14 protein-coding genes are annotated in these 15,451 nt (G+C 72.3%); 12 read left to right on the forward strand and 2 right to left on the reverse strand.

The window, feature by feature from the left end; genetic code table 11:
* The first annotated feature begins 295 nt into the window (after nucleotides 1-295).
* From dapA to ABD811_RS07155, 7 genes are all read left to right on the forward strand, one after another.
* Nucleotides 296-1,231, forward strand: coding sequence for a 4-hydroxy-tetrahydrodipicolinate synthase (gene dapA, locus ABD811_RS07125; RefSeq protein WP_344942663.1), 936 nt, complete (start codon nucleotides 296-298; stop codon nucleotides 1,229-1,231).
* Nucleotides 1,228-2,913, forward strand: a complete 1,686-nt coding sequence (locus tag ABD811_RS07130; protein ID WP_344942665.1) for a ribonuclease J — start codon at nucleotides 1,228-1,230, stop codon at nucleotides 2,911-2,913. Before dapA ends, ABD811_RS07130 begins: the two co-directional genes overlap by 4 nt.
* Before the next feature lie 142 nt (nucleotides 2,914-3,055).
* Nucleotides 3,056-5,701, forward strand: coding sequence for a DNA translocase FtsK (locus ABD811_RS07135; protein WP_344942669.1), 2,646 nt, complete (start codon nucleotides 3,056-3,058; stop codon nucleotides 5,699-5,701).
* A 394-nt stretch (nucleotides 5,702-6,095) separates the two neighbouring features.
* Nucleotides 6,096-6,785: a helix-turn-helix domain-containing protein gene (locus tag ABD811_RS07140; RefSeq protein ID WP_425549375.1), complete on the forward strand. Its 690-nt coding sequence runs from the start codon at nucleotides 6,096-6,098 to the stop codon at nucleotides 6,783-6,785.
* 67 nt (nucleotides 6,786-6,852) lie between these two features.
* On the forward strand, nucleotides 6,853-8,274 hold the full coding sequence (gene rimO, locus ABD811_RS07145) for a 30S ribosomal protein S12 methylthiotransferase RimO (protein WP_344942675.1): 1,422 nt from the start codon (nucleotides 6,853-6,855) through the stop codon (nucleotides 8,272-8,274).
* Nucleotides 8,271-8,903, forward strand: a complete 633-nt coding sequence (gene pgsA, locus ABD811_RS07150) for a CDP-diacylglycerol--glycerol-3-phosphate 3-phosphatidyltransferase (protein ID WP_344942678.1) — start codon at nucleotides 8,271-8,273, stop codon at nucleotides 8,901-8,903. Before rimO ends, pgsA begins: the two co-directional genes overlap by 4 nt.
* Nucleotides 8,900-9,403: a DUF1990 domain-containing protein gene (locus tag ABD811_RS07155; protein WP_344942680.1), complete on the forward strand. Its 504-nt coding sequence runs from the start codon at nucleotides 8,900-8,902 to the stop codon at nucleotides 9,401-9,403. Before pgsA ends, ABD811_RS07155 begins: the two co-directional genes overlap by 4 nt.
* A 301-nt stretch (nucleotides 9,404-9,704) precedes the next feature.
* Here ABD811_RS07155 and ABD811_RS07160 read toward each other — a convergent pair whose 3' ends face one another.
* Entirely contained in the window at nucleotides 9,705-9,986 is a 282-nt protein-coding gene (locus ABD811_RS07160; RefSeq protein WP_344942684.1) for a helix-turn-helix domain-containing protein, read from the reverse strand.
* A 307-nt stretch (nucleotides 9,987-10,293) separates the two neighbouring features.
* Here ABD811_RS07160 and ABD811_RS07165 point away from each other — a divergent pair, with 307 nt between their 5' ends.
* From ABD811_RS07165 to ABD811_RS07180, 4 genes are all read left to right on the forward strand, one after another.
* Nucleotides 10,294-11,598, forward strand: a complete 1,305-nt coding sequence (locus ABD811_RS07165; protein ID WP_344942687.1) for a CinA family nicotinamide mononucleotide deamidase-related protein — start codon at nucleotides 10,294-10,296, stop codon at nucleotides 11,596-11,598.
* 117 nt (nucleotides 11,599-11,715) lie between these two features.
* Nucleotides 11,716-12,087 (forward strand): helix-turn-helix domain-containing protein, encoded by a 372-nt coding sequence (locus ABD811_RS07170; protein ID WP_285493106.1) that lies wholly within the window; start codon nucleotides 11,716-11,718, stop codon nucleotides 12,085-12,087.
* A gap of 218 nt (nucleotides 12,088-12,305) precedes the next feature.
* Nucleotides 12,306-12,773 carry a Dps family protein gene (locus tag ABD811_RS07175; protein WP_344942693.1) on the forward strand — a complete coding sequence of 156 codons (468 nt, stop codon included), beginning with the start codon at nucleotides 12,306-12,308 and terminating at the stop codon, nucleotides 12,771-12,773.
* An 82-nt stretch (nucleotides 12,774-12,855) separates the two neighbouring features.
* Nucleotides 12,856-13,566, forward strand: a complete 711-nt coding sequence (locus tag ABD811_RS07180) for a GNAT family N-acetyltransferase (RefSeq protein ID WP_344942696.1) — start codon at nucleotides 12,856-12,858, stop codon at nucleotides 13,564-13,566.
* Between the two features lie 51 nt (nucleotides 13,567-13,617).
* On the opposite strand, the gene ABD811_RS07185 is transcribed toward ABD811_RS07180, so the two are convergent.
* Nucleotides 13,618-14,022 (reverse strand): ATP-binding protein, encoded by a 405-nt coding sequence (locus tag ABD811_RS07185; RefSeq protein ID WP_344942699.1) that lies wholly within the window; start codon nucleotides 14,020-14,022, stop codon nucleotides 13,618-13,620.
* Between the two features lie 243 nt (nucleotides 14,023-14,265).
* Between ABD811_RS07185 and ABD811_RS07190 the strand changes: the two genes are divergently transcribed.
* Nucleotides 14,266-15,132, forward strand: coding sequence for an LLM class flavin-dependent oxidoreductase (locus ABD811_RS07190; RefSeq protein ID WP_344942701.1), 867 nt, complete (start codon nucleotides 14,266-14,268; stop codon nucleotides 15,130-15,132).
* Nucleotides 15,133-15,451: the final 319 nt, after the last annotated feature.

Raw genomic sequence — 15,451 nt, forward strand, 5'->3', positions numbered from 1 at the left:
CATGGTGATCGCCCGGCCGCGGCCCCCGGCCTCCGGCGCCGCCTCCCCGCGTTATCCGATCGAGTCCGGATAGTGGCCGGACTGGACCCGGAACGCGTAATTCGCGTGCAACCATGTGCGTCAGAGAAGCCGTCGCCACGCGTACCCCCGAGCGTGTGGCGACGGCTTCTTCCACGTCGCGGCCCCCCGTCGCGCGCCGGCGTCGCCGCGCCCGGGCGGACCTGGTCGGACACCCCCTCGGGGTGGAGGGACCTGCGGGTCCACGGGGCCCCGCCGTAGCGGTACCGTTCGTTGCATGGCACCCAGCACAACGAGTGACGCTCCGTTCGGGCGGATGCTGACCGCGATGGTCACCCCCTTCCTGCCCGACGGCCGTGTCGACTACGACGGAGCCGCCCGGCTGGCGGCCCATCTGGTCGACGAGCAGCGCTGTGACGGCCTGGTCGTCAACGGGACGACCGGCGAGTCGCCCACCACCGGCGACGCCGAGAAACAGCAGCTGGTACGCATCGTCGCGGACGCGGTCGGCGACCGCGCGATGGTCGTCGCCGGTGCCGGGACCAACGACACCGCGCACAGCGCCGAGCTGGCCCGCCAGGCCGAGGCCGCCGGAGCGCACGGACTGCTGGTGGTCACGCCGTACTACAACAAGCCGCCGCAGGAGGGCCTGCTGCGGCACTTCACCGAGGTGGCCGACGCCACCGGGCTGCCGGTGATGCTGTACGACATCCCGGGCCGCACCGGGGTGCCGATCCAGACCGACACCCTGCTGCGCCTGGCCGAGCACCCGCGCATCCTGGCGGTCAAGGACGCCAAGGGCGACCTGTTCGCCGGGTCGCAGGTGATGGCCGCCAGCCCGCTGGTGTTCTACTCCGGCGACGACGCCCTCAACCTGCCGTGGCTGGCGGTGGGGGCCGCCGGGTTCGTCAGCGTGATCGGCCACGTGGTGGGCGCGGATCTGCATGAGATGATCGAGGCGTACCGCGCCGGCGACCGGGAGCGGGCCCTGGCGATCCACCGCCGGCTGCTGCCCGTCGTCACCGCGATCATGACCCGTACGCAGGGCGCCATCGCCGTCAAGGCCGCGCTGAACCTGCTGGGGCTGCCCGGCGGCACCGTCCGCGCGCCGCTGGTGGACGCCTCGCCCGAGTTCGCGGCGCGTCTGCGGGAAGACCTGATGATTGGGGGAGTAAAAGTGCCGGAGGCAAGTGTTCCGGAGGTCAATGCGTGAGTCATCCGCACCCGGATCTTTCTTCTCCGCCGCCGTTGGCGGAGGGCGGGCTGCGCGTCGTCGCGCTCGGCGGGCTGGGCGAGATCGGCCGCAACATGACCGTCTTCGAGTTCGACGGGCGGTTGCTGGTGGTCGACTGCGGGGTGCTGTTCCCCGAGACCGAGCAACCGGGCGTCGACCTGATCCTGCCCGATTTCGAGTACATCCGCGGCCGCCTGGACGCGGTGGACGCGCTCATCCTCACCCACGGTCACGAGGACCACATCGGCGCCGTCCCGTACCTGCTGCGCGAGCGGCCCGACATCCCGGTCGTGGGGTCGCGGCTGACGCTGGCGCTGCTGGCCGCCAAGCTCGCCGAGCACCGCATCAAGCCGGTGCTGATCGAGGTCGGCGAGGGCGAGCGGCGGACGTTCGGGCCGTTCGAGTGCGAGTTCCTGGCCGTCAACCACTCCATCCCGGACGCGCTCGCCGTGGCGGTGCGCACCCCCGCCGGCCTGGTGCTGCACACCGGCGACTTCAAGATGGACCAGCTGCCCCTGGACGGGCGGCTGACCGACCTGCCGGGGTTCGCGCGGCTGGGCGCCGAGGGCGTCGACCTGCTGATGTCGGACTCGACGAACGCCGAGGTGCCCGGGTTCGTCACCAGCGAGCGCAACATCGGCCCGGTGATCGACGAGGTGTTCCGCACCGCGCAGGAGCGGATCATCGTGGCGTGCTTCGCCTCGCACGTGCACCGCGTGCAGCAGGTGCTGGACGCGGCGGTCGCCAACGGCCGCAAGGTGTGCTTCATCGGCCGCTCGATGGTGCGCAACATGGGCGTGGCCCGCGAGCTGGGCTACCTCAACGTGCCCGAAGCGATCATGGTGGAGCAGAAGGAGATCGACAACGTTCCGCCGGACCGGCTGGTGCTGGTGTGCACCGGTTCGCAGGGCGAGCCGATGTCGGCGCTGTCGCGGATGGCCAACCGCGACCACCAGATCCGCGTCACCGAGCGCGACACGGTGGTGCTGGCGTCCTCGCTGATCCCCGGCAACGAGGAGTCGGTCAACCGGGTCATCAACGGCCTGACCCGGTGGGGCGCCCGCGTGGTGCACAAGGGCAACGCGCTGGTGCACGTGTCGGGGCACTCCCCGGCCGGTGAGCTGCTGTACGTCCTGAACGTCACCAAGCCCGGCAACTTCCTGCCGATCCACGGCGAGTGGCGGCACCTGCGCGCGCACGCCAAGCTCGCCTCGCTGACCGGCGTGCCGGACGACAACATCGTCATCGCCGAGGACGGTGTGGTGGTCGACCTGGTGGACGGCCGGGCCCGGATCGTCGGCGCGGTGCCCGCCGGATACGTGTACGTCGACGGGCTGTCGGTCGGCGAGGTCACCGAGACGTCGCTGAAGGACCGCCGGATCCTCGGCGAGGAGGGGTTCGTCTCCATCGTCGTGGCCGTCGACTCCACCTCGGGCAAGCTGCTGGCCGGTCCGGAGATCCACGCGCGCGGCGCGGGCATCGTCAACGAGGACTTCGACGAGGTGCTGGACCGGATCGAGGCGGTGCTGCGGGACGCGGCCGCCGACGGGATCAACGACTCGCACCAGCTCAGCCAGCTGATCCGGCGCACGGTCGGCAAATGGGTCAGCGACAGCTACCGGCGCCGCCCGATGATCGTCCCGGTGGTCGTCGAGCTCTGAGCGCCCGGGGCAGGGCCTCGCCCGCCCCTCGAAGCCCCGCCCGGCGCGACGTCCGGGCGGGGGAGGTCGTGAGGGACGGGTGTGCAACACGCCGCCGTCGGTGCTCGCGGAACCCGTGAGGTGCTTGGCTAGTCTCAGCATCATGGCCACACGTGCGTCCGGGGGAGCGAAGGGGGCTGCTGGGCGTGGCAAAGCGGCCTCGGGGTCGTCGCGCACCCGGTCGGCCGCGGCGCGCAAACCCTCCGGCTCGCCGGCTCCGCGAAAGCGTCCGAGCGGCGGTGCCCGGGGCGGTGGCGGACGCGGGTCGGCCAAACGCCCCCCGCAGCAGCCCGGTCCGTTCTCGCAGCTGTTCGTCGGTCTGTTCACGCTGCTGTTCAAGCTCTACCACCTGCTGGCGGTGACGGTCGGGTCGGTGTTCCGCGCGTACGGGCGCGGCGCCCGCGACCTGGACGCCGAGCACCAGCGCGACGGCCTGGGCCTGGCGCTGCTGGGCGGCGCGATCGTGCTGGCCTCGGTGACGTGGTGGCGGCCCGACGGCGTGCTCACCGAGGCGCTGGAGCAGGTGGTGCGCGGCGGCCTCGGCGTGGTCTGCATGGGCCTGCCGGTGCTGCTGGCCGTGCTGGCCTGGCGGGTGCTGCGCCATCCCGAGCACAACGAGGAGAACCCGCGCATCGTCATCGGCATGACGGCGCTGGGCGTCGGCGTGCTGGGCATCCTGCACATCGCCGCGGGCGGCCCGTCCCCGGCCAAGGACATGGAGGGCGTGCGGGCGGCGGGCGGCGTCGTCGGCTGGCTGGCCGCCGCGCCGCTGGAGGCCGCGCTCAGCGGATGGGTGACGGTGCCGCTGCTGATCCTGCTGTCGGCGTTCGGGCTGCTGGTGGTCACGGCCACGCCGATCAACCGGGTGCCCGAGCGGCTGCACGACCTGTGGTCGGTGGCGACGCTGCAGGGACGCCCGGAGCGTCCCGGACGGCGCCCCGCCGCCGCGGACGAGGGCGACGAGGCGCCCAAGCCCAAACGCCGCCGCAAGAAGACGCAGCGGGACGACGACGAGCTGGAGGTCGGCGAGCACTCCAAGCCGTACGACACCCCCGTCCTGGAGGAGAAGCCGAAGAAGACCGCGCCGCAACCGGATCTGGCCGACGACCTGTTCGGCCCCGACCCGTTCGGCTCGCCGGCGCCTCCCGCGGCCGTCCCCGACCCGCCGGCGGAGCCCGAGCCGGTGACCGAGGCGGTGTCCGAGCCGCACGCCGCCGCCGAGGTGCCGGACCCGACCCCGGCGCCGCGCCGCGCCGAGCAGCTGCCGCTCTCGTCGTCGGGGGAGATCTACGAGCTGCCCTCGCCGGCGGTGCTGCGTCCCGGCACGGCGGCCAAGCCGCGCACCAAGGCCAACGACACGGTGGTGCAGGCGCTCACCGGGGTGCTGGAGCAGTTCGACATCGACGCGCAGGTCACCGGGTTCACCCGGGGGCCGACGATCACGCGGTACGAGATCGAGCTGGGCCCGGCGGTGAAGGTCGAGAAGGTCACCGCGCTGACCAAGAACATCGCCTACGCGGTCAAGAGCGCGGACGTGCGGATCATCTCCCCGATCCCCGGCAAGTCCGCGATCGGCGTGGAGATCCCCAACGTCGACAAGGACATCGTCAGCCTGGGCGACGTGCTGCGCTCGCCCGCCGCGACCAACGAGCAGCACCCGATGGTCGTGGGGCTGGGCAAGGACGTCGAGGGCCGCACGGTGGTGGCGAACCTGGCGAAGATGCCGCACATCCTCATCGCGGGCGCCACCGGCGCCGGCAAGTCGACCTGCATCAACGGGCTGATCACCTCGGTGCTGATGCGGGCCACCCCGGACGAGGTGCGGATGATCCTGGTCGACCCCAAGCGGGTCGAGCTGACCATGTACCAGGGCATCCCGCACCTGATCACCCCTATCATCACCAACCCGAAGAAGGCCGCCGAGGCGCTGGAGTGGGTGGTCGGGGAGATGGACCGCCGCTACGACGACCTGGCCGCGTCCGGGTTCCGGCACATCGACGACTTCAACAAGGCGGTGCGGGCGGGACGGCTCACCGCGCCGCCCGGCAGCGAGCGCGTCTACCAGCCGTACCCGTACATGCTGGTGATCGTGGACGAGCTGGCCGACCTGATGATGGTGGCGCCGCGCGACGTCGAGGACTCGGTGGTGCGCATCACCCAGCTGGCCCGCGCCGCCGGGATCCATCTGGTGCTGGCCACCCAGCGGCCCAGCGTGGACGTGGTGACCGGGCTGATCAAGGCGAACGTGCCGTCCCGGCTGGCGTTCGCCACCTCCTCGCTGGCCGACAGCCGCGTCATCCTCGACCAGCCGGGCGCGGAGAAGCTGGTCGGGCAGGGCGACGCGCTGTTCCTGCCGATGGGCGCCAGCAAGCCGATGCGCATCCAGAACGCGTTCGTCTCCGAGAAGGAGATCCACGCCGTCGTCGACCACTGCAAGAAGCAGATGGAGCCCGCCTACCGGGAGGACGTCACCGAGGCGGCGGGCCCGAAGAAGCAGATCGACGAGGAGATCGGCGACGACATGGACCTGCTGCTGCAGGCCATCGAGCTGGTGGTCAGCACGCAGTTCGGGTCGACGTCGATGCTGCAGCGCAAGCTGCGCGTGGGGTTCGCCAAGGCGGGCCGGCTGATGGACCTGATGGAGAGCCGCGGCATCGTCGGTCCGAGCGAGGGCTCCAAGGCGCGGGACGTGCTCACCAAACCGGACGAGCTGGCGGAGGTGCTGGCCAAACTGCGCGGCGAATCGTGAACCGCGCGGAGAATCATGGGAGAACACCCGCCGCCGGACCGTGATGATCGCATACGATCGCCCCACCGCGGGCGGCGCGGCTGCTCCGTCCGTCGCCCGCGTTCGCGGACAATCCGCCATAAATCCCTCGCCATACCGAAAATGATCTTTGGTCGGCGGGGGCGGCGGAGGGACGACTCCTTCGGTGTCGTTTCCCTCGTCGGCATGGCGGATTGATGCGAAATCTTGCCCAGTTTCGAACGTGTTGCCTGTCGCCCAGCGGGCATTGCGATTTCTAGACTGGTGTCACAGGAGTGTGGGGACGGTCCATGGCGCGCTCTCAGGGAGGCCCGGCGTGAGCATTGGTGAGACCTTGGCGAGGGAGCGTCAGCAGGCCGGTCTCACCGTCACGCAGGTGAGCCTGAGAACCCGGATCCGCGAGACCGTCATCCGCGGCATCGAACGCGACGACTTCAGCGCCTGCGGCGGCAACTTCTACGCCCGCGGGCACATCCGCAGCATCGGCCGCGTGATCGGCATCGATCCGGAGCCGCTGGTGCAGGAGTTCGACGCCATGCACGGCGGCGCCCCCGCGCCGATCTCCGCGGTCACCGCGTTCGAGCCGGAGAACCCGGTGCCGTTCCGCGAGCGCCGCGCGCCGAACTGGAGCGCGGCGATGGCCCTGGCCCTGGCCCTCGTGGTCATCTACGGGGTGTTCCAGGTGTTCAGCGGCGACTCCGCGCACCGCACCGCCCGGCAGGTTGCCGGGTCGCCCGAGCTGCCCGCGGCCTCCCCGTCACCCACGCGCACGCAGCGGGCCGAGGAGCCGGTGGCCGTGGCGCCGCGCAAGAACGTCCAGCTCGCGGTGCAGGCGCGGCGCAACACGTGGCTGAGCGTGCAGGGCGACAAGGGCCGTGAGCTGTTCAGCGGCACGCTGCGTCCCGGGCAGTCGCGCGAGTGGACGGCCAAGAAGAAGATCAGCGTCATCATCGGCAACAGCTCCGGGGTGCGGCTGACCGTCAACGGCAAGAACCTGGGCACCCCTGACCAGAACGGCGGGGTGGTCCGGCTGAGCTTCACGCCCAACGACCCCGACGCCGCCTGATCCGCCGGTTCGGGCGGGGTGCCCCCGAGCGGTCTGCGCGGGGCCCGCGGCCCGTTACCGTTAGGACATGTCCATACGCCGCACGGTCTCCCTCGTCACACTCGGATGCGCGCGCAACGAGGTGGACTCCGAAGAGCTCGCCGCCCGCCTGGAGGAGTCGGGGTGGGGCCTGACCGACAACGCCGACGACGCCGACGTGGTCGTGGTCAACACCTGCGGTTTCATCGAGGCGGCCAAGAAGGACTCCATCGACACGCTGCTGGCCGCGCACGACTCGGGCGCCAAGGTCGTGGCGGCGGGCTGCATGGCCGAGCGGTACGGCAGGGAGCTGGCCGAGGCGCTGCCCGAGGCCGACGCGGTGCTCGGCTTCGACGACTACTCCGCGATCGGCGAGCGGCTGGACGACGTGCTCGCCGGACGCCGGCTCACCCCGCACATCCCGCGTGACCGCCGCACGCTGCTGCCGATCTCGCCCGTGGAGCGGTCGGCGTCCGCCTCGGCCGTCGCGGTCCCCGGGCACGGCGCGCCCGCGGACCTGCCCGACGGCGTCGCCCCGGCGTCCGGGCCGCGGGTGCTGCGGCGCCGGCTGGGCGGCGGGCCGGTCGCGCCGCTGAAACTGGCGTCCGGCTGCGACCGCCGCTGCTCGTTCTGCGCGATCCCCGCCTTCCGCGGCGCGTACGTGTCGCGTCCCCCGGCCGAGGTGCTGGCGGAGGCGCGCTGGCTGGCCGGGCACGACGTGCGCGAGCTGGTGCTGGTCAGCGAGAACTCCACCTCCTACGGCAAGGACCTGGGCGACCTGCGCGCCCTGGAGAAGCTGCTGCCCGAGCTGGCGGCGGTGGACGGCGTCGAGCGGGTGCGCGTCAGCTACCTGCAGCCCGCCGAGCTTCGTCCCGGCCTCATCGAGACGATCTGCCAGACCCCGGGCGTCGCGCCGTACTTCGACCTGTCGTTCCAGCACGCCGCGGGGCCGGTGCTGCGCCGGATGCGCCGCTTCGGCGACCGGGAGCGCTTCCTGGAGCTGCTCGACCGCGTCCGCGCGCTGGCGCCGGAGGCGGGCGTGCGGTCCAACTTCATCGTCGGATTCCCCGGCGAGACCGACGACGACCTCGATGAGCTGGTCGCGTTCCTGTCCGCCGCCCGGCTGGATGCGGCGGGCGTCTTCGGGTACTCCGACGAGGACGGGACCGAGGCCGCGACCCTGGACGGCAAGCTGCCGCCCGAGGAGGTCGCCGCCCGGGTGGAGGAGGTGTCGGCGTTGGCCGAGGAGTTGACCGCGCAGCGCGCCGAGGAGCGCGTCGGGACGCGGGTCGAGGTGCTGCTGGAGGACAAGACGCCGGACGGCGCGTTCGAGGGACGCGCCGCCCACCAGGCGCCCGAGGTGGACGGCACGGTCGTCGTGCGCGGCGCCACCGGGGCGGCCCTCGGCGACATCGTCACGGCCACCGTGACCGGCAGCGACGGCGTCGACCTCGTGGCGGACATGTCATGATCGCCGGAGCGCCCGACCCGGTGGCGGGCTCGGCGGGGCCGCCCGGCGCCTCCGGTTCGTCCACTCCGCAGGCCAGCGTCTACAACATCGCCAACGGCCTGACGATGCTGCGCATCCTCATGGTGCCGGTGTTCGTGTGGCTGCTGTTCCAGGACGGCACGGCCTGGCGGCTGGCGGCGTTCGCGACGTTCGCGGTGGCCTCCGTCACCGACAAGATCGACGGCGATCTGGCCCGCAGCCGCGGCCTGGTCACCGACTTCGGCAAGATCGCCGACCCGATCGCCGACAAGGCGCTGACCGGGGCGGCGCTGATCGGCCTGTCGGTGCACGGCGAGCTGTGGTGGTGGGTCACCGGAATGATCCTCACCCGGGAGATCGGCATCACCGTCCTGCGCCTGGTGGTGATCCGCTACGGCGTGATCCCCGCCAGCAAGGGCGGCAAGCTGAAGACGCTGCTGCAGGTCATCGCGATCGGCCTGTACATCCTGCCCGGCCCGTTCGACCCGGTGCGCTGGGCGGCCATGGGCGCGGCCGTGGCGGTGACGGTGGTGACCGGCGTGGACTACGTCGTCCAGGCGTGGCGGCTGCGCCGCGCCGCGCGTCCGGCGCCGTCGGGGAAGGTGCCGTGACGGGGCTGACGTACGCCGAGGTCGGCGCCACCGAACGCGGCGCCCTGCCCGGCGGCTACCGGCACCTGCGCCACCGCGCCCTGGTCGGTTCGGGGCCGCGCGCGATGCGGGAGGCGGCCGACGCCGTCCTGGAGTTCTGGATGCACCGTGCGGCGGGCGTGCGCATCGACGCGTCGGCGCCGCGGGCCGCGCCCGGCGTGCACGTCGAGTCGCGTATGGGCGTCGGCCCGCTGAGCCTGTCGGCGCCGTGCCGGGTCGTGTGGGCCGAGGACGGTGAACGTCGTGCGGGCTTCGGCTACGGCACCCTGCCGGGGCATCCCGCCACGGGGGAGGAGTCGTTCGTGGTGGAGCTGGACGACATGGACGACGTGTGGCTCCAGGTGACCTCGTTCAGCCGCCCCGCCGGCTGGCAGATGCGCGCGGCGGGCCCCCTGGCCCCGCTCTTCCAACGCGTCTACGCCCACCGCCTGGGCACCACCCTGCGCCGCCTGGTCCACTAGGCGCGCAGGTGCCCGGCGCGGGTGTCTCCCGGGGTCTCTCGGGTCTCCCGGGGCGAGCGGGGAGTCCCCGGCGGGCCGTCGCCCTGGACCCGCCGGGGAGAACTGTGGAGGGCGCTCCGGACGCCCTTCGTGCTGGACGGACGTCTCCAGCCTCGGTCATCAGGCGTGGCGCCGCAATTATCCTTTTGGATGAAGCCGTCGAATGCTCTCGATGGCCCCTATTCTGACAAGCGCGCTGACCAGGGCGATTCCAATGGGTGGAGCATGAGGCGGGCGGCCTTCCCCGGCTGTCGGCGTGTGTTCACCCGGGCGAGTCGCGCTGCTGGTGGAGCAGGGCGGCCAGCCCGGCCTGCAGGCGCGACTCCAGGCCGAGGGTTCTCAGGACCTTGGCGATGTGGGCCTTGACGGTGTGCTCGCTCACCTCCAGCGCCAGCGCGATCTGACGGTTGGACATCCCCCTGCCGAGCAGCAGGAAGACCTCCAGCTGGCGGGAGGTGAGACGGTCGACCCGGGCCAGCGAGCCGATCCAGTGGCGGTCGATGTCGGCGGCCGGGGCGGGGAGCGTTTTCGCGGGATGTGTCATGAGTTCTCGGGGAGACGGATGACCAATATTGTGGTCAGTCCTAACCGTCCTCGTCAGGGTCCGACAATGCTTCCGATCGGCCTGTTCCGGACACGTTCCACGGTCAACCCGTCGGGCGGTTCGGCCGTCCCGCACGATTGAAAGGATTCAGTGCGGCCGCGCGCCCGGGATGTGCTGACGATCAGGATCGCCCCATCGGCGGGTCGCCCGCGGCGTGTCGTCCCGCCGCTGTCCCGCCGCCCCGATCCCCGGCAGGCCGTCGCGGCGCGAGTAGATTCGGTGCTCACCGCTGGGGAGAGGGGACGCGATGCGGGTCGAGTTGCTCACCGTCGGGGACGAGTTGCTGCTCGGCGACACGGTCAACGGCAACGCGGCGTGGCTGGGGCGGCGGCTGACCGACCACGGCCTCGAGGTGACGCGCAGCGTGGTCGTCGGCGACGAGCTCGACGTGATCGTCGAGGCGGTCACCGAGGCGCTCGGCCGGGCGGACGCGGTCATCACCACCGGCGGCCTCGGCCCGACCAACGACGATGTCACCCGGGACGCGCTGGCCAAGGCGGCGGGCGTGGTGCTCGTCCGCGACCCGGTGCTGGAGCGGCGGCTGCGCGAGCGCGTCGCCGCGGCCGGGCGCGAGCTGCGGCCGATGGCGCTGCGCATGGCGGACGTCCCCGAGGGCGCCGGGCTGCTGGCCAACTCGGCGGGCAGCGCCCCGGGCCTGCGGGTGCGGCTGCCGGGCGGGACGGTGTACGCGCTGCCGGGCGTCCCGTCCGAGATGCGCACGATCATGGAGGAGGTCGTGCTGCCGGAGCTGACGGGCGTCGCACGGTCCCGGGGCCACGACCTCCCGCAGGCCCGCCGCGTCCTGCGCACCGCCGGCATCTGGGAGTCCGAGCTCGCCGCCGCGCTGGCCCCGGTGGAGGCCCTCGACGGCGTCGCGGTGGCGTACCTGCCCGCGCCCGCCGAGGTGCGGGTCCGCGTCACCGCCGCGCCGGACCGGCTCGACGACGTCGAGCGGCGCGTCCGCGGACTGCTCGGCCCGGACGCGGTCTACGGCGTGGACGACGAGACCTTGGACCGGGTCGTGCACCGGCTGCTCGCCGAGCGGTCGGCGACGGTCGCGACCGCCGAGTCCCTGACCGGGGGGCTGATCGGCGCCGAGCTCACCGGGATGCCGGGCTCGTCGGCGACGTACGCCGGGGGAATGGTCACGTACTCCACGTTGTTGAAGCAGACGATGCTCGGCGTCCCGGCCGATCTGCTGGCCCGGCACGGCGCGGTGCATCCGGACGTGGCCGCGGCGATGGCCTCCGGCGTGCGGGAACGCCTCGGCGCGACCTACGGCGTGGCGGTCACCGGCGTCGCGGGTCCCGACCCGCAGGACGGGCGTCCCGTCGGCACCGTCTTCGTCGGCGTTGCCGGCCCCGAAGGACCGCCCGTGGTGATCGAGCCGCGACTTCCCGTGCCCGGCACCGGTGCCGAGGCGCGCGGCATGATCCGCCGGATGACCGTCGTGCACGCGCTTGAGCTGCTGCGACGCGTCCTGCTGGGCTTGCCGGTGCGGTGGGAGGCGGCTCTCGGCGGCGGCGACGCTCGCGAAGATCGGGAAGTCTAGGGCTGATTACAGCGTTACGTTCCAAGCGAACACGAAATCCACGGTCTGCCACCCCCGCGTCCAAGGCGGGTACGGTGGAACCGTCAGATGGTCCACACTGAGGGAGGGAGCGAGACGATGGTCCTGCTTCGCCAGCTGCTCGGTGACGTACTGCGGCAGCTGCGGCTGCGCCAGGGACGCACCCTCCGCGAGGTGTCCGCGGCGGCACGGGTTTCCCTCGGCTACCTCTCCGAGGTCGAGCGGGGACAGAAAGAAGCCTCTTCGGAACTGCTCTCCTCGATCTGCAAGGCCCTGGGGGTCCCGCTGTCGCACGTTCTTCGTGAAGTGGCGGACCAGCTGGCCCTGGCCGAGCTCCAGCACGAGCCGGTGCTGGCGGGCGCACCGCCCGAGCACGAGCGCATCTCCGACGAGCGGATCCCGTCCGAACGCATCCCGGCCACCCCGGAGGAGATCACCGGCGAGTTCCGCGCCGACATGGTCGCGGCCTAGCACGGACACACGGCGGCCCGCCCCGGCCGCCCGGCGCGCGGCGTACGCCCGTGCCCTGCCTGGTACGCCCATGCCCCTTGTGCCGTGACCCCTGTGCCTTGAGGTGACGTGGGGTGATACCGCCTGATGTGGGCGTTCTCACGGGTGAACATGGCAATTGTGGGGAGCCTTCCACTGTTGACGCCGATACCGGTCAAGTGACGCGGAAGGAGCCCGACATGGCAACGGTCAAGAGCCCGCTGGGTGATGAGGCTCGCAAGGTCGTGGCGGAGGCGCTGCAGGGCGCCCTCGTCGACATGATCGATCTGTCGCTGTTCGCCAAGCAGGCCCACTGGAACCTGACGGGCCGCAACTTCAAGGTCGTCCACGAGCACCTCGACGAGGTCGTGGAGCTGGCCCGCACGTACACCGACGAGATGGCCGAGCGCGCCATCGCCCTCGGGATCAACCCCGACGGCCGGGCCCGCACCGTCGCCGACCGCACCCCGATCCAGCAGCTGGAGCCGGGTTACGTGGCCGACGACAAGGTGGTGGCCGCGATGACCGACGTGCTGGCCCAGCTGATCGAGCGGTTCCGCGAGCGCGTGCGGGCCACCGACGAGCCCGACCCGGTCACCCAGGACCTGCTCATCGAGGCCACCAGCAAGCTGGAGATGCAGCACTGGATGTTCCAGGCCCAGCTGTGATTCCGGGTGGCGCGACGTCCACGATCGTCCAACGCCGAAGCCCCGGCCGGGAGCGGCCGGGGCTTCGCATGAGGAGGGGCCGGTGACGGTCTTCGACCGGCTGGTCGACCAGGCGTGGCCCGCCGCGCACGTGGAGGACGCGCACGGCTGGCGGCTGCGGTACGCGCACGGGGTCACCAAACGCGCCAACTCCGTCTGGCCCGCCGCCGAGCCCCCCGACCTGCCCGCCGCCGTGGAGGCCGCCGAGCGCTTCTACTACGACCGCGGCCTTCCGGCGGTGTTCTCCGTCAGCCCCTGGTCGCGTCCCTCCGGCTTGGACGACATGCTGCAGCGTCGCGGCTACACCGTCGCCGACCCGACCCTGGTCATGACGGCCGACCTGGCCGCCGACCGTCCCGTCACCCGGGAGGTCGCGGTCGCCGGCACGCCGTCCGGCACCTGGCTGGACACCTGGTGGTCGGTCGACGGCCGCCACCCCGACGCGCTGCCCGCCGCCACCGGCATCATCACCGGGGTGCCCGCCGCGTACGCCACGCTCGGTGACAGCGTGGGGCGCGCCGTCCTCCAAGGCGACTGGCTCGGCGTCTACTGCATGGCCACGGCCCCCCACGCGCGCCGCCAAGGACTCGCCCGCGAAGTGCTGCACGCCCTGCTCAACCACGGACGCGCCCAGGGTGCCCGCCGTGCCTACCTATGCGTGACCGAACGCAACACGGCCGCCCAGGCCCTCTACACGCGCGCGGGCTTCGTGCCCCGCTCCCGCTACCACTACCGCGTCAGAGCACGCGCTTAGGGCGTTCCCGTCACGGTGTCGGGCCCGGCCCGCTGTGTCCCCCTCACGGTGTCACCGCGCGTCCAGGACGAACCAGACGGTGAATCCGTGGCCCCGGCGCCGCACGCCCCACGCCAGCGAGTACGCCTCCACGATCCGCAGGCCCCGCCCCCGTACCCCGTCACCCGCGTCCAGCACGCGCGGCACCGATTCCGCGCCGCCGTCGTCGGTGACCTCCCCCCGCACCCGCTCCCGCCCGATGACCAGCTCGACCCGGATGCTGCCGCCGAGCCCGGAGTCGGTGTGGCGCAGCGCGTTGGTCATCAGTTCCGACACGCACACCGAGCAGTCGTACAGCCCCGGATGGTCGGGTCCGAGCACGTCGCTCAGCCAGCGCCGCACATGCCCGACCGCCCGCTCGATCCCGGGCACCACCAGCGCCTCAAGCCGCGGCGCGGGAACGTCGCTCGCTCGCATGGCCCTCTCCTTCCTCACGGCGTCGTCGCAAGGATGAACGGGGCCCTCCGCGCCGTATGACACGCTTTCACGGTCAGGGGGTTCTTCCCTGAGCACCAACGGACTGTGTCACAAGTGCCACATGAGCCCGCGTTCACCGCGGCGGCCGACGCGCCGGCCTCGGGACGGCCATGGGAATTGCGTCGCGGATCCGGCGGGGATATCCGCTCGCTGAGGGGAGCCGGACTCGGGCACGATGATCACATGACTGGTCTGGGTGTGGTGTTCCGGCCGCAGGTGCCGCCGGAGCGGTTGCGCGACGTCGCGGTGGCCGCCGACGAGGCGGGGCTCGAACAGCTGTGGCTGTGGGAGGACTGCTTCTTCGAGAGCGGCGTTGCCTCGGCCGCCGCCGCGTTGGCGTGGACGCGGCGGGTGCGCGTCGGCGTGGGTCTGCTGCCGGTGCCGTTGCGCAACGTCGCGCTGGCCACGATGGAGACCGCCACGCTGCACCGGCTGTTCCCGGGACGCGTCGCGCTGGCGGTCGGGCACGGCGTCCAGGAGTGGATGGAGCAGGTCGGCGCCCGCGCCGAGTCACCGATGACGCTGCTGCGCGAGCATCTGACGGCGATGCGGGCGCTGCTGCGCGGCGAGCGCGTCACCACGGACGGCCGGTACGTCAGGCTCGACGACGTCGCGCTCGACTGGCCGCCGCCCACCGCGCCGGCGATCCTGGCCGGGGCGACGGGGCCGCGCACGCTGCGGCTGACCGGCGAGTGCGCCGACGGCACGGTGCTCACCGCCGACACCGAGCCGGACGCGCTGCGCCGGGCGCGCGAGCTGGTCGAAGAGGGACGGACGGCGGCCGGGCGCACCGGGGACCACGAGATCGTCGTCTACCTGCACGCCGCCACCGGGCCGGACGCGGCCGCACGGCTCGAAGCCGAGTTCGACCGCAACGCGTCGCGGACGCCGTTCGGGGCGGCCGGGGACGCGGCGGCCGTCGCCGACGCGGTGGCGCGGCTGGCGGACGCGGGCGCCGACACGGTCGTCCTGCAGCCCACGGCCGACGAGCCCGACCTTGAGGGATTCGTGCGCTTCGCCGCCGAGCAGGTCCGGCCGCTCATCCCCTGAACACCCGCAGGTCGTCCTCGCGCCCCGCCGGAACGATTCATTCCGGCCGGTCGTCGACGAGGCCGGGCAAGGACCGGGCAAACTCGCGGATTCGCCTGTCCCGTCTGTTCGGAGGGCCGCCCCGCCGGGCTTCCGGCAATGGCGGCCCCGATCGAGATTCAGGTCTTCGGAAAGTAATCGACAATGGCATTTCGCGGTTGACAGATATGTCGTTCGTCGCCCTATTCTGAGAAAAATGCACACGTTGACGTCGTTGTCGACGTGAGGTGAATCGCGCCTCGCGTGGCCGTTCTGTAGGGCGCGGACGCGCGCGACAGGT

Origin of the sequence: Actinomadura miaoliensis (genome assembly GCF_039536785.1) — a bacterium.
Taxonomy (GTDB): domain Bacteria; phylum Actinomycetota; class Actinomycetes; order Streptosporangiales; family Streptosporangiaceae; genus Spirillospora; species Spirillospora miaoliensis.

What these genes read in the sequence shown, in the direction of transcription:
- dapA (WP_344942663.1), top strand. Translation starts at nt 296, where the DNA reads ATGGCACCCAGCACAACGAGTGACGCTCCGTTCGGGCGGATGCTGACC.
- ABD811_RS07135 (WP_344942669.1), top strand. Translation starts at nt 3,056, where the DNA reads ATGGCCACACGTGCGTCCGGGGGAGCGAAGGGGGCTGCTGGGCGTGGC.
- rimO (WP_344942675.1), top strand. Translation starts at nt 6,853, where the DNA reads ATGTCCATACGCCGCACGGTCTCCCTCGTCACACTCGGATGCGCGCGC.
- pgsA (WP_344942678.1), top strand. Translation starts at nt 8,271, where the DNA reads ATGATCGCCGGAGCGCCCGACCCGGTGGCGGGCTCGGCGGGGCCGCCC.
- ABD811_RS07160 (WP_344942684.1), bottom strand. Translation starts at nt 9,986, where the DNA reads ATGACACATCCCGCGAAAACGCTCCCCGCCCCGGCCGCCGACATCGAC.
- ABD811_RS07165 (WP_344942687.1), top strand. Translation starts at nt 10,294, where the DNA reads ATGCGGGTCGAGTTGCTCACCGTCGGGGACGAGTTGCTGCTCGGCGAC.
- ABD811_RS07170 (WP_285493106.1), top strand. Translation starts at nt 11,716, where the DNA reads ATGGTCCTGCTTCGCCAGCTGCTCGGTGACGTACTGCGGCAGCTGCGG.
- ABD811_RS07175 (WP_344942693.1), top strand. Translation starts at nt 12,306, where the DNA reads ATGGCAACGGTCAAGAGCCCGCTGGGTGATGAGGCTCGCAAGGTCGTG.
- ABD811_RS07185 (WP_344942699.1), bottom strand. Translation starts at nt 14,022, where the DNA reads ATGCGAGCGAGCGACGTTCCCGCGCCGCGGCTTGAGGCGCTGGTGGTG.
- ABD811_RS07190 (WP_344942701.1), top strand. Translation starts at nt 14,266, where the DNA reads ATGACTGGTCTGGGTGTGGTGTTCCGGCCGCAGGTGCCGCCGGAGCGG.